The organism is Halomonas sp. E14 (assembly GCF_052568415.1).
In genome coordinates this window covers 257,288-270,549 of sequence record NZ_CP199423.1, presented here as the reverse complement: position 1 = coordinate 270,549, position 13,262 = coordinate 257,288, and the positions used below count along the sequence as shown (strand labels likewise).

General features: G+C 70.5%; 12 protein-coding genes. 6 read left to right on the top strand and 6 right to left on the bottom strand.

Translation table 11 applies throughout. The features are described 5' to 3' along the window. Positions 1-21: 21 nt before the first annotated feature. Positions 22-900, top strand: a complete 879-nt coding sequence (locus ACT7B3_RS01230; RefSeq protein WP_445158822.1) for a metal ABC transporter permease — start codon at positions 22-24, stop codon at positions 898-900. Here ACT7B3_RS01230 and ACT7B3_RS01225 read toward each other — a convergent pair whose 3' ends face one another. After that, a complete protein-coding gene (locus ACT7B3_RS01225; RefSeq protein ID WP_445156599.1) occupies positions 901-1,776 on the bottom strand; it encodes a DMT family transporter in 876 nt (291 codons plus the stop codon). 306 nt (positions 1,777-2,082) lie between these two features. Between ACT7B3_RS01225 and ACT7B3_RS01220 the strand changes: the two genes are divergently transcribed. From ACT7B3_RS01220 to ACT7B3_RS01200, 5 genes are read left to right on the top strand one after another with little or no spacing between them, the layout of a single operon-like run. Beyond that, a complete protein-coding gene (locus ACT7B3_RS01220; RefSeq protein WP_445156598.1) occupies positions 2,083-2,727 on the top strand; it encodes a DUF1826 domain-containing protein in 645 nt (214 codons plus the stop codon). Positions 2,728-2,786: 59 nt separating this feature from the next. Continuing rightward, on the top strand, positions 2,787-4,313 hold the full coding sequence (locus tag ACT7B3_RS01215; RefSeq protein ID WP_445156597.1) for an ABC transporter substrate-binding protein: 1,527 nt from the start codon (positions 2,787-2,789) through the stop codon (positions 4,311-4,313). Further along, positions 4,310-5,317, top strand: coding sequence for an ABC transporter permease (locus ACT7B3_RS01210; protein WP_445156596.1), 1,008 nt, complete (start codon positions 4,310-4,312; stop codon positions 5,315-5,317). Before ACT7B3_RS01215 ends, ACT7B3_RS01210 begins: the two co-directional genes overlap by 4 nt. Continuing rightward, on the top strand, positions 5,314-6,138 hold the full coding sequence (locus ACT7B3_RS01205) for an ABC transporter permease (RefSeq protein ID WP_445156595.1): 825 nt from the start codon (positions 5,314-5,316) through the stop codon (positions 6,136-6,138). The genes ACT7B3_RS01210 and ACT7B3_RS01205 overlap by 4 nt, the downstream gene beginning before the upstream one ends. After that, the gene (locus ACT7B3_RS01200; RefSeq protein WP_445156594.1) at positions 6,135-7,583 is read left to right on the top strand and encodes an ABC transporter ATP-binding protein; all 1,449 of its coding nucleotides are present in this window, start codon (positions 6,135-6,137) and stop codon (positions 7,581-7,583) included. Before ACT7B3_RS01205 ends, ACT7B3_RS01200 begins: the two co-directional genes overlap by 4 nt. A 91-nt stretch (positions 7,584-7,674) precedes the next feature. On the opposite strand, the gene ACT7B3_RS01195 is transcribed toward ACT7B3_RS01200, so the two are convergent. From ACT7B3_RS01195 to ACT7B3_RS01175, 5 genes are all read right to left on the bottom strand, one after another. Continuing rightward, a complete protein-coding gene (locus ACT7B3_RS01195) occupies positions 7,675-8,868 on the bottom strand; it encodes a serine hydrolase (RefSeq protein WP_445156593.1) in 1,194 nt (397 codons plus the stop codon). 287 nt (positions 8,869-9,155) lie between these two features. Continuing rightward, positions 9,156-9,962 (bottom strand): ABC transporter ATP-binding protein, encoded by an 807-nt coding sequence (locus ACT7B3_RS01190; protein WP_444678679.1) that lies wholly within the window; start codon positions 9,960-9,962, stop codon positions 9,156-9,158. Then, positions 9,959-11,059 carry a FecCD family ABC transporter permease gene (locus tag ACT7B3_RS01185; protein ID WP_445158821.1) on the bottom strand — a complete coding sequence of 367 codons (1,101 nt, stop codon included), beginning with the start codon at positions 11,057-11,059 and terminating at the stop codon, positions 9,959-9,961. Before ACT7B3_RS01185 ends, ACT7B3_RS01190 begins: the two co-directional genes overlap by 4 nt. A 70-nt stretch (positions 11,060-11,129) precedes the next feature. Further along, on the bottom strand, positions 11,130-12,101 hold the full coding sequence (locus ACT7B3_RS01180; RefSeq protein ID WP_445158820.1) for a FecCD family ABC transporter permease: 972 nt from the start codon (positions 12,099-12,101) through the stop codon (positions 11,130-11,132). A gap of 50 nt (positions 12,102-12,151) precedes the next feature. Then, on the bottom strand, positions 12,152-13,093 hold the full coding sequence (locus ACT7B3_RS01175) for an ABC transporter substrate-binding protein (protein WP_445156592.1): 942 nt from the start codon (positions 13,091-13,093) through the stop codon (positions 12,152-12,154). Positions 13,094-13,262 lie beyond the last annotated feature (169 nt).

Below are 13,262 nucleotides of genomic sequence, written 5' to 3'. Positions count from 1 at the left end.
GACGCCCTGACGGGACTGCTGATGCTGGGTATCCAGCTGCTGCCCGAGAGCCTCGCCGCTCCCTTCGACTACCGCTTCATGCAGCGCGCGCTGCTCACCTCGGTGCTGGTGGGGGCGATCTGCGGGCTGCTCTCTTGCTATGTCGTGCTCAAGCGCTGGTCGTTGCTGGGCGACGCCATCTCCCATGCGGTGCTGCCCGGGGTGGCCATCGCCTACCTGCTGGGCTGGCCGTTCTTCATCGGCGCCTTCATCACCGGCGCGCTGACCTCGCTGGGCATCGGCGCGCTGGAGCGCCACACGCGGATCAAGGCCGACGCCGCCATAGGCCTGATGTTCACCGCCGCGTTCGCGCTGGGCATCGTGATCATCAGCAAGATCGCCACCAGCACCCACCTGATGCACATCCTGTTCGGCAACGTGCTGGGGGTGCAGACCTCCGCGCTGCTGCTGACCCTGGTGGCCAGCCTGGTGGCGCTGCTGGCGATCTGGTTCGCCTACCGCCCGCTGCTGCTCTATACCTTCGACCCGCAGCAGGCCCAGGCGCTGGGCTTCAACACCGGCGTCATCCACTACGGGCTGATCCTGCTGCTGACGCTGACCATCGTCGCCAGCCTCGAGACCGTGGGCATCATCCTGGTGGTGGCGATGCTGATCACGCCGGGCGCCACGGCCCACCTGCTCACCGACCGCTTCCCCGTCATGCTGGCGATCTCGGCCGGGGTCGGGGTGTTCTCCGCCGTGGCGGGCCTGATGCTCTCGGTGTCGCTCGACGTCGCCTCGGGCGGCGCCATCGTACTGGTGGCGTCGGGCATGTTCCTCGCCGCCCTGCTCGCCGCGCCCAAGCATGGCCTGGTGGTGCGCCACTGGCGGCGCCGGCGGCTGAATCGCACCCAGGCCTGATCAGGACGTCGGGCGGCGCTTCAGCGTCGTCCGGCGGTCGTGGTAGGCGATCGCCAGACCGCTGCCGATGATCAGGACGCTGCCGATAAACACCCAGGCATCGGGAATCTCGCCCCAGAACCACCAGCCCAGCAGCACCGCCCACAGCATGGCGGAATAGTCAAAGGGTGCGGCAATGGCCGCCGGGGCGAAGCGAAAGGCCAGGGTGATGCAGGCCGTGGCGCCCACGCCGAAGGCCCCCGACGCCAGGAAGCCGGGCCAGTGCCAGGGGTGCGGGGTCTGCCAGACAAAGGGCAGCGCCACGGCCGCCAGCACCAGCGGCACCAGGGTCATGTAGAAGACCATCGCCCACAGGTGCTCGGTGGCGCCGTAGCGCCTGGCGGTGATCATCATCAAGGCGTAGAACACCGCCGCCCCGATCAGCACCAGCGAGCCGAACTGGAAGGCGTCGCCCCCCGGGCGCACCACGATCAGCACCCCCACGAAGCCGAGCAGCGATGCCGCCAGCACCGGCGGATCGATCCGCTCCCCCAGCAGCGGCACCGACAGCAGGGTGACGAACAGCGGCGCCACGAAGGCGATGGCCGTGGCCTCGGCCAGCGGCAGCAGGGTCAGGCCGAGCACGAAGCAGAACATGGTGCCGGTGTAGATCAGCCCGCGCATCAGGTGCACGCCGGGGCGACGGGTGCGCAGCGTGCGCAGGCCGCCGCCGTAGTGGGCCAGCAGCGCGATCAGCGGCAGCGAGACCAGGGTGCGGAAGAAGATGATCTGCAGCGGCGAATGCACCTCGCCCAACCACTTGGCGATGGCATCACCGATGGCCAGGCAGAGCACCCCGGCACACATGAACAGAATGCCCTTCAGTGACGGCGACATGACCCCTCCCGTGCGGCCAAAAAAGACCACCCCGCCGACCAGGATGGGCGGCGGGGCTTGGTGATTACCAACCTAACGGGTGCGGTGCATGGCGGCAAGTGCCATGCCCCAGAATGGCGCATCGAACACAGGAAAGGTCGAGAACAGAATGCCCGGGGCGCCAGCACGTCATCGCCAAGGCCAGAATGCTATGTTATAACAAAACGATTGCGACCTGGAGGCCCCACTGCGACCCTGCGCATCGGCCTTGAGAGGACGTTTTTCCAAGTCGAATGATATGTTATAGAGTTTCATCAAGGAGGTGCCGTGCTGACCCATCCAAGCCGCGACATATCGCAACATTGGGCGTTCGGACAGGATATCGAGGTGCTTCCCCGCATCTTCGAGGATGACATCACCCTGGCCGTGATGGAGCGCCGCCTGGACCCGGCCCTGGCGCTGGCCGTGCGTGCGCAGCTGGCAGGGCCACGCAGCCTGGAATGGTACTGGCGTGGCGCCCCCGGCCAGGCCATGCAGTCCGATCTCGCCCGGCGCCTGCCGGCTCCCGACGCCGGCGCAGCCCTGCTCGACGACGTCGCCACCATCGCCGAAGCGATGGCCTTCCTGTTCGACACCGAGACCATCGGCATTCGCCTGCGCACCCTGGAAGGCGCCATGTGCCCCCGATTCCACGTCGACAACCTGGCGGTACGCCTGGTGACCACCTATGCCGGCCCAGCCAGCGAATGGCTGCCTGAGCACGCCGTCAACCGCGCCGGGCTGGGCGCTCCCCATCCCGACAAGCCCGAGATCGTCGCCGATCCCGATGCCATTCGACAGCTCGCCGTGGGCGATCTGGCCCTGCTCAAGGGCTGTGGCTGGGTCGGTAACGAGGAGCGCGGCCTGGTCCACCGCAGCCCGCAGCCGGCTGCGGGCGAACGCCGCCTGCTCCTCGCGCTGGACCCGGGCTGACGCACCCGGCCGAATCGTCCTACACCTGCCCCTGGCGTTTCCTTTCAAGGAAGACTGACATGACCCTGCGCTTTCGCTCACTCCTGCTCGGCCTGGCCCTGCTGCCCTTCGCGGCATCTGCCGACCGCCCCCTGGCCGTCGTCGCGCCCTGGGAAATCACCGGCCTCGACCCCTCGACCGCCGGCTATGTGTTCTCGCGCATGCGCGTCGCCGAGACCCTGGTCGATACCGATGCGGACGGCCAACCCGCGCCGGGGCTGGCCAGCGGCTGGCAGGCCTCCGACGACGGCCTGGCCTGGCGCTTCTCCCTGCGCGAGGGTGTGACCTTCCACGACGCCAGCCCGCTGACGGCCGAGGCGGTAGCCACCAGCCTGCGACATGCCCTGGCCAAGCCGGGCATCCTCGACTCGGCGCCCATCGTCGCCATCGAAGCCGAAGACGCCGACGTCGTGGTACATCTCGACAGCCCCTTCGCTCCGCTGCCGGCCCTGCTGGCCCACTCCACCACGCTGATCCTGGCAGTGGACGCCTTCGACGACGAGGGGCGGGCCACCCAGATGATCGGCACCGGCCCCTATCGTGTCGCATCGGTCGCACCTCCCCAGCGCCTGACGGTGGAGCGCTTCGATGGCTATTGGGGCGAGACCCCCGCCATCGGCAGCGCCAGCTATCTGGCGGTGGGGCGCGGCGAAACCCGCGCGCTGATGGCCGAGAGCGGCGACGCCGACGTGGTGTTCACCCTGGACCCGGCCAGCCGCGCACGGCTGGCACGCCATGATCGTCTGGCGCTGCATGCCGAGCCGCTGCCGCGCACCATCGTGTTCAAACTCAATGCCGAACACCCCTTCCTCGAGGACGAGCGCGCCCGCCAGGCACTGAGCCTGGCCGTCGACCGGGTCGGCATAGCCGCCGGTCTGCTGCGCCATCCCGAAGCCGCCGCGGCCGAACTGTTCCCGGCCAGTCTCGGCCCCTGGCATCTGGGCCTCGCTGCGGACGAAGCCCAGGACGTGGAGCGGGCCCGCGAGCTGCTGACCGAACTGGGCTGGGAAGCCAACGGTCGCGGCATGCTGGAGCGCGACGGCCAGCCCTTCCAGCTGACCCTGCGCACCTTCTCCGACCGCCCCGAGCTGCCGCTGGTGGCGACGGCGCTGCAGGATCAGTGGCGCGACATCGGCGTGGCACTGGAGGTGGCCGTGGGCAACGCCAGCGAGATCCCCTCCGGGCACCGCGACGGCAGCCTGGAGCTGGGCCTGATGGCGCGCAACTACGGCCTGGTGCCCGACCCGCTCGGCACCCTGCTCGACGACTTCGGCACCGACCCGGAAACGATGGGCGGCGACTGGGGCGCCATGGGCTGGCGCGACGCGGACGTGGCGGCCTGGCTCGACACCCTGCGCCAGGAGGCCGACATGGATGCTCGCGCCGAGCTGGCCGGGCAGGTGGCACGCCGGCTTAACGAGGCGATGCCGGTCGTGCCCGTGGCCTGGTATCAGCAAACGGCCGCGGTGAACGCCGAGCTGGAGGGCTTCTCCATCGATCCGTTGGAGCGCAGCTATCGCATCGACGAACTGAGGTGGGGAGAATGAGCGAAAACCAGGCTGCGCGCGCGACGCCGCGCTGGGCTTCTAGCTGGACCTCTCACCGGACGACAGGCCTTGGTGGCCTGCTGCTGCAGCGCCTGTTCCAGGCCGGGCTGGTGGCATGGATGGTCGGCACCCTGACCTTCGTACTGACCCGTTCGCTGCCCGGCGACATGGCCTACCGCATCGCCGCCGGACGTTACGGGCACGACATGGTCAACACCAGTGCCGCCGAGGCGGTGCGTGCCGAGCTGGCACTGGACCAGCCGGCGCTCGGCGCCTACGTCGGCTGGCTGTGGGATCTGATTCAACTCGACCTGGGCCGCTCGCTGGTCAGCGGCGAGCCGGTGGTGGCCGAGCTGTGGCATCAGCTCGGCCACTCGCTCGGCCTGGCCGCCCTGGCCGTTCTGCTCTCGCTGCTGCTGGGTCCACCGCTGGGCCTGCTCGCCGGGCTCAAGCCCAACGGCATGCTCGATCGCGTAAGCGAAGTAGCGGCCAGCCTACTGCGGGCACTGCCGCCCTTCGCCGTGGGGCTGGTGCTGATCCTGATCTTCTCGGTCAGCCTGGGCTGGCTGCCCGCCGCCGGCCACGGGCGCATGGCGCATGGCGTGCTGCCAGCACTGACCCTCGCCCTGGCGCTGGCCGCGATCTCCAGCCGGGTGGCGCGCAACGCCATGGCCGACGTTTCGCACTCCGCCTACTACGCCTTTTCGCGTACCAAGGGTCTCGGCGAGCGCCTCAGCTTCCTGCGTCATGGCCTTCGCAACGCCGCCGTGCCGGTGATCGCCTATCTCGGCGTGCAGTTCGTCTATCTGATCGAGGGCGTGGTGGTGGTCGAGACGCTGTTCGCCTGGCCCGGCATCGGCCATGCGCTGGTACACGCCATCGTCGCCCGCGACGTGCCCATGATCCAGGGCACCGCGCTGGTCATGGGGCTGATGTTCGTTGCCCTCAATACCCTGGTGGACCTGCTCTGCCACTGGCTCGACCCCAGGAGGCGCAGCGCATGAACACACTGACCCTGTCATTTTCGCGCCGCTGGCTGCCTGCCCTGAGCGGCCGCCAGCGCCTCGGGGCCACTCTGCTCGCTGCGCTGCTGGCCTTCGCCTGGCTGGTGCCCTGGCTGTTCGATGCCGACCCCGCACGCCAGCAGCTGACCCGCATCCTGCAGCTGCCGTCGCTAGCCGAACCGCTGGGTACCGACCACCTCGGGCGCAGCATGCTGGCGCGGCTGGCAGCGGCGGTACAGCTCTCGTTCGCCATGGCGCTGCTCAGTGTGGCCAGCGCCGCCGTGCCGGGCGTGATTCTCGGCGTGGTCGCCGGCTGGCGCGGCGGCTGGCTCGACCGCGTGCTGGGCAGCCTGGCCGATGCCTGCCTAGCCCTGCCCGGCCTGCTGCTGGTGCTGCTGCTGGTAGCCATCGCCCCGGGCAACTTCTGGGCGCTCTATGTCGGTATCTCGCTGGTGCTGTGGATCGAGTACTTCCGCGTGGTGCGGGCCCGCACCCGAGTGCTGGTCACCTCGCCCCAGCTCGAGGCAAGCCGCCTGCTCGGCTTCGGCCCGTTCTACCTGTTCCATCGCCACCTGTGGCCCGAGCTGGCGCCGCAGGTGCTGACCCTGGCCGCCTTCGGCGCCGCCAGTGCCATCCTCGCCATGGCCGCGCTGGGTTTCGTCAGCGTCGGGCTGCGCCCGCCCACCGCCGAGCTGGGGCTGATGATGATCGAGCTGCTGCCCTACTACCACGAGGCGCCCTGGGCCATGGCCCAGCCGATCCTGGTGCTGTTCGTGCTGGTGCTGAGCCTCAACCTGCTGGCGGGAGGGGATCCACGATGAGTGCGTACTTACTTCAGGCGGAAGACGTCACGATCCAGGGCGAGGGCGTCACCATCGCGCCCTTCTCCTGTGCGCTCGAAGCCGGTAGCCGGCTGACCCTGCTCGGCGAGACCGGCTCGGGCAAGAGTCTGCTCGCTCAGGCCATCATGGGCACGCTGCCCCGCGGCCTGAGCGCGCGGGGGCGACTCGTCATCGACGGCGAGACCTTCGATGCCGCCGATGACAAGTCGCGCCGCGCCCTGTGGGGCCGACGCCTGGCGCTGCTGCCCCAGGAGCCTTGGCACGCGCTGGACCCAACCATGCGTGCCGTATCGCAGGTGGCCGAAAGCCACCGCCACGTGGCCGGGCGTGATCGACGCCATGCCCAACAAGCGGCCTGGGCCGATCTGGCCGAGCTGGGCCTGGCCGAGGCCGGCGGCAAGCTGCCCGGCGAACTCTCCGGCGGCATGGCGCAGCGCGTCGCCTTCGCCGCCGCCAGTGCCGGCGGTGCGCCCATCGTCATCGCCGACGAGCCGACCAAGGGGCTCGATGCGCCGCGCCGCGATGCCGTGGTCGAGCTGCTGGCGCGTACGCCCGCGGGCGGCGGCGTGCTGCTCACCATCACCCACGACATCGACGTGGCCCGCCGCCTGGGCGGCGAAGTGGTGATTCTGCGCCTGGGACAGGTGGTCGAGCGCGGACCGGCCCAGCAAGTGCTCACTCACCCCCAAAGCGAGTACGGCCAGGAGTTGCTGAACGCCGAGCCCAGCCGCTGGCCACGCCCGGCACCGCTCGGCGAAACGACCCAGGCGCCGGTGGTGACCGCCACCGATCTGGCCAAGACCCGCGGCGGGCGCGAGCTGTTTCGCGAACTCTCGCTCACGGTGCGCCCCGGTGAGATCGTCGGCGTGGTCGGTCCTTCCGGCTGCGGCAAGAGTACGCTGGGCGACATGCTGCTCGGCGTGACACGCGCCGACGGCGGCAGGATCCTGCGCGCACCCGGGCATCCACTCGGTTTCCAGAAGCTCTATCAGGACCCACCGGCGGCCTTCTCCCCCCACTGGCGGCTCGCACGCCTGCTCGACGACCTGGTGCGCCGCCACCGCCTGGATCGCAGCGCCATCCCCCCGCTGATGGCGCGCCTTGGGCTCGACGAGCATCTGCTGGAGCGCCGCCCCGGCGAGATCTCCGGCGGCGAGCTGCAGCGCTTCGCCATCCTGCGGGTGCTGCTGCTGGCGCCGTGCTTCCTGTTCGCCGACGAGCCGACCTCGCGCCTCGACCCCATCACCCAACGCCGAACCCTGGCGCTGCTGGTGGAGCTGGCCCGCGAACGCCGCTGCGGCGTAATGCTGGTGAGCCACGACCCGGCGTTGATCGAGCGTATCTGCGACCGGCGCATCGTCCTCGGTGACGAGCAGGTGAGCGCGGCCGGGCAGGCACTCTACCCGGCCCCGGTCCTTGTCTGAACGGGTTACCCAACGACATCGCCCCGCATGAGCGGGGCGATGTGGGGACGGCAATGTGGGAACGGAGGTGCAGGGAGCGGGGTGGCAGGCGTCAGTAGTACGCCACCACCATGCAGTCCATACCCGAGGCGCGCAGGCTGCGGCAGGCGGAGTGGGCATCGTGCTCCTGCAGATCGACCAGCCGGGCGCGGAAGATGCGCTGCTCGCCTTCCGCCTCGGCCACCGAGACGCGCACCTGCTGCAGCAGGCTGGCGAGCTGGTCGGCCGCACGGGTGGCCAGGTGCCGGGCCTGGTCGGGGTTGTTGAACGCCCCGACCTGCACCGCCCAGTTGCCCCCGCCCGGCTGCACGGCGTCGGCGCGGGCGATCAGGGCGCGGATCGGGTCATCGGCAGAGCCCATCTCGACGCCCATTTCCAACTGGAAGCTGAGGCTGCGGCCCGCGGCGTCGACCTCGGGGGTGTCGATGGAAGCCGGAGCGGCAGCCAGCTGCGCCGCCGAGGCCGGCGGGGTTTCCGGCAGCGCCATGCGGTCGCCCAGCACGTCGGCCTCGGCGATCCAGTCGCCCCGCTGCAGCATGGAGAGCCTGGCGAAGCCGCGATCGAGCAGGTCGGCCATGTGGGTATCGCGCGAGGCCGCCGTAAAGCCGCCCATCACCACCGAGACAATGCGGCGATTGTCACGGATCGCCGACGTCGCGACGTTGAAGCCGGAGGCGCGGATGAAGCCGGTCTTGAGGCCGTCGGCACCGGCATAGTTGCGCACCAGCCGGTTGTGGCTGGTATGGGTGGTGCCGCGGTGGGTGAAGCTCTGGGTGGAGAAGTAGTGATAGTACTGCGGGAAGTCCTGCATGACCCGGATCGATAGCGTGGCCATGTCGCGCGCCGTGGTGACCTGCGCGTTGTCGGGCAGCCCCGAGGCGTTGCGGAACACGGTGCTGGGCATGCCGATCTCGCGGGCGCGCTGGGTCATCTGGCGTGCGAAGCCAGCCTCGGTGCCACCCAGCGCCTCGGCCACGACCACGGCCACGTCGTTGGCGGAGCGCACGACCAGCGCCTTGATCGCATCCTCGACCTTGATCGAGCTGCCGGCCGATAGCCACAGCTTGGAGGCCGGCATCGAGGCCGCATGGGGCGACACCAGCAGCGGCTGGTCGAGCCGCACGCTGCCGCTCTCGAGCGCCTCGAACAGCATGTAGAGCGTCATCATCTTGGTCAGCGAGGCGGGATAGCGCGTCGCATCGGCATTGGCCGCGTGAAGCACATCGCCACTTTCGACATCGATCACGATGGCCGCATAGCGGGGATTGGCCTGTGCGCTACCCAGTAACAACAACTGCAAACAAAACAAAACGAAGAAAGCCACACCGAAGGAGGATCGGTAGGAGGAGCGCATGACGACCACCTCTAGGGTTCCCTGAATGATTCCCTGCGGCCCGATTCTCGAGCGGGCCTCGTTCCAGTATGGCGGGTAAACGAGGCGCTTCACAGCCGGAACAGCGAGAATTTTAGTCGATATATCACAAGTTGTTCATCACGCTTCGTTGATATTCCAGGGGGATCTACGACCTGCCGCTACCCCGCCTGGCGGCAGTGCGCGGCTCGCCTCACGTTGGCCAGCAGCGGCGTGCCGGTGGCGGGGTCGTGGATCAGCGTGCAGTCGATATCGTAGAGCTGGCGCACCAGCTCGGCGGTGACCACCTGCCGCGGCGGCCCTGCCGCCACCAGCCGGCCGCTGCGCAGCGCCAGCAGGTGATCGGCGTAGCGGCAGGCGCTGACCAGGTCGTGCAGCACCAGCACCACGGTGCGTCCATCGGCGGCCAGCCTTCGCACCAGCTCGAAGACCTCGATCTGGTGGCCCAGGTCGAGCGCCGAAGTGGGTTCGTCGAGCAGCAGCAGCGGCGTCTGCTGGGCGATGGCCATGGCGATCCAGGCGCGCTGGCGCTGCCCGCCCGACAGGGTGTCGAGCGGGCGGTCGGCCAGCGTTTCCACGTCGGCCGCGACCAGCGCTTCATGCACCACTCGCTGGTCCTCCGCCGACCACTGGCGCAGCCAGCCCTGGTGCGGCTGGCGTCCGAAGCGCACCAGCTCGGCCACGCTCAGCCCTTCCGGGGCAATGGCCTCCTGGGGCAGCAGCGCCAGGCGCCGGGCCAGCTCGCGCGCGGGCAGCTGCTGGATGTCGCTGCCGTCGAGCAGCACCGCGCCCTGGCTCGGGGCGTGCAGCCGCGACAGCCCGGCCAGCAGGGTCGACTTGCCGCAGCCGTTGGGCCCGACGATGGCCGTGACCTTCCCGGCCGGCAGGGTCAGGGCCAGGCCATCGATGATGGTGGTACGACCATGGCGCAGCACCAGGTCGCGGGTGGCGAGTTCATGTCGGGTCATGCCAGGGTCCTCGAAGCCGGTCGCAGCAGTATCCACAGCAGCCAGGGGCCGCCGACCACGGCGGTGACGATGCCCACCGGGATCTCGATGGGCGAGAGCAGCACCCTGCCGGCCAGGTCGGCCAGCACCATCACCAGCGCCCCGGCCAGCGCCGAGGCGACGATCGGCACCCCGCGCGGCGAGGAGAGCGAACGGGCGATCTCGGGCCCGATCAGCCCGACCAGCCCCACCGGCCCGGCCACGGCCACCGCCAGTCCGGTGAGCAGCACCGAGACGGCCAGCACCTGCCAGCGCCGCTGGCCTACCCGCAGGCCAAGGCCCGACGCCACGCTGTCCGAGAAGCGCATCAGGCTCAGCGCACGCCCCAGCCCCAGGGCCGCGCCCAGGCCCAGCGGCAGCCCCACGGCCAGCAGCGTGACGGCCCCCGCCGGGCGCGCGTTGAGGGAGCCCACCGTCCAGGGGTAGGCGGCGCTGGCGGTGTCGATGTGCACCTTGGCCAGCAGCAGCTGGGTAATGGCGCCGAATACCGCGCCGACGCCGATCCCGGCGATGATGAAGCGGTAGCCGCGGGTGCCGCCGCCCGCGGCCAGGCCGAAGGTGAGGGCGGCCGCCGTGGTTGCCCCTACCAGGGCCATGGCCGGTGGCGCCAGCGAAACGCCCAGGCCGATTACCGAGGCCACGGCGAAGGCGGTGGCGCCGTTGTCGATGCCGATGATGCCGGGGGTGGCCAGGCGGTTGCGGGCCAGGGTCTGCATCAGGCAGCCCGCCACGCCGAAGGCGGCCCCGGTCAGGCAGGCGGCGGCCAGGCGCGGCAGGCGCAGCTCCTGCACCAGGAACACCGCCATCAGGTCGCCTTGCCCCACCAGCGCCGGCAGCACCGCCCGCAGCGGCAAGGCGCTGCTGCCCATGGCCAGGTAGGCCAGCGACGCCGCCAGCAGCGCGCCGCACAGCAGCAGCGCCGCGCCGACGGCGCGCCGGTCGAGCAGCACGCTGCAGGCCGTGCCGCCCAGCCGCCAGGCCAGGTGCCAGTGCCCGGCCGGGGCCGCGACACCGGCCGGGCGGCGGCGCGCGGCGGCGCCGAATGGCTCGCGTTCCATGGTTGCCTTGCAGCGCATGACTCTCCCCTGCCGTGATTCCATTTCGTCCTGCCCGGTTGAGGCCCGTCCGCTACAGGGTCGGCATACGCCGAGCGCGTACCACGGCGACCAGCACCGGCGCACCGCACAGCGCCGTGAGCACGCCCAGCGGGAGCTCCGACGGCGCAACCAGCAGGCGCGCCAGGATGTCGGCGGTAATCACCATCAGCGGCCCCAGCGGCAGGCACAGCCACAGCGTGCGGCGGATGTCGGGCCCGGCCAGGGCGCGGGCAGCGAACGGCACCACCAGGCCGATGAAGGCGATGGGGCCCGCCGTGGCGGTGGCGGCCCCAACCAGCAGCGCCACGGCGACGATCACCAGCAGCCGGATCAGCCCCGGGCGATGGCCCAATCCGCTAGCGACCCGCTCGCCCAGCGCCAGCGCCGCCAGAGGGCGCGCCACGGCGAGCACGATAACCCCGGCCAGCAGCAGGCTGGGTAGCAGCGCGGCCAGATGATCGAGCTGGCGGCCGGCCAGGCTGCCGACGATCCAGAAGCGGATCTCGTCGGCGGCGCGCTGGTCGAACAGCAGCAGCAGCGAGGTGAGCGACAGCAGCAGCCCGGTCAGGGCGGCGCCGGCCAGCACCAGCCTTACCGGATCGTTGGCGGCCCCGCTCACCCGGGCCACGCCGAGCACGCAGAGGCAGCCCGCCATGGCGCCGAGCTGCGCCACCCCGACCCGCATCGTGGTGGCGGTGGCGCCCAGCACCAGCGCCACGGCCACGGCGAAGGAAGCACCGGCGCTGACCCCGAGCAGCCCGGGCTCGGCCAGCGGGTTGCGCGTCACCGCCTGCAGCAGCGCTCCCGCCACACCCAGCGACAGCCCCACCACCAGGCCGACCAGCGTGCGCGGCAGGCGCAGCGAGCCAAGCACGAACCGGGCCTCCGCATCGCCACGGCCCATCAGCACGGCCCAGGCGCGGGCCGGGCCAACATCGCCGGCGCCCAGCAGCAGGCTGGCCAGGCAGGCCAGCGCCAGCAGTGCCAGCAGCCCCGCCTGCATCGCATGGCGCCGGCGAGCCAGGGCATGGTCCATGCAGCCAGCGGCAAGCATCAGGGCGACAGCGCGGCGTCGAGCTCGTCGAGGATGGCCAGCGCCGCCAGCGGGCCGGTGGCGCTGCTCCACAGCTGGCCGTCGACCGCCACCACCTGGTCACGGGCCACCACGTCGAGGCGCGCGAAGGCCGGCGAGGCCTTGGCCGCCTCGAGGGCGTCGCGCCCCTCTTCGTTGAGCGTGGCCAGGAACAGCCAGTCGGCTTCGAGGCGCGCCAGGTTCTCGAGGCTCAGGGGGTCGCTGTGCGAGACCCCTGCACGGACCAGGCCGGCATCGTGGATCGCCACGCCGGCGGCACGCAGCAGCCCGGCGGTAAACAGCTGCGCGGACATCACCATGGGGCCCTGCGGCATCCAGCGCACCAGCACGGCGCTGGGCGCCTCGTCGGCGGCGATGCGCCCGGCCAGCACCGCGGCCCTGGCATCCACCTGCTCGAGCATCGCCTCGATTTCCGCCTCGCGCCCCATGGCCTGGGCGAACAGGCGCGCCTCGTCGCGCCATGCTTCGGGCTGCAGCCCTTCCGTCGGCGGCACCACCGTTGGCGCGATGCGCGAGAGCAGCCGGTACTGGGCCTCGGGCAGCTGCGGCGGAGCGAGGATCAGGTCCGGCTGCAGCGCCAGCACGGCTTCCAGGTTGATCTCGCGCACTACGCCGACGATGGCCGGGCGCTGCTCGTCCAGGTGCGCCTCGATGTAGCGCGCCACGCCGTCGCCGCCCCGGGTGGTGACCGCACCCAGCGGCACGACGCCGGCCGCCAGGGCCGTGTCCAGGGCGCCTTCGTAGAGCGTGACGACGCGTGCCGGAGCCTCGGGAAGCGTGACTTCGCCAAAGGCGGTATCCACGCCGTGTTCGGCCCAGGCTGCCAGCGGCAGCAGCAGGCCAAGCATGGCCGCCGCCAGCCCGGGCAGGCGTACCGTTCGCTTGCCGAATGCCGTGTGCATGTCTTGTCTCCGAGCATGAAACATAATGATAACAATTATCACACGCATCATGATCCTCTGCCACGCAACGTCGCGTTGCGGGCGGCGCAACGTTACGGACAACGAAACACAACGCGAATCGTTTTCATTAATCAGAAAGACCCGTACACTTCCCTTTCGCGCAACGTCA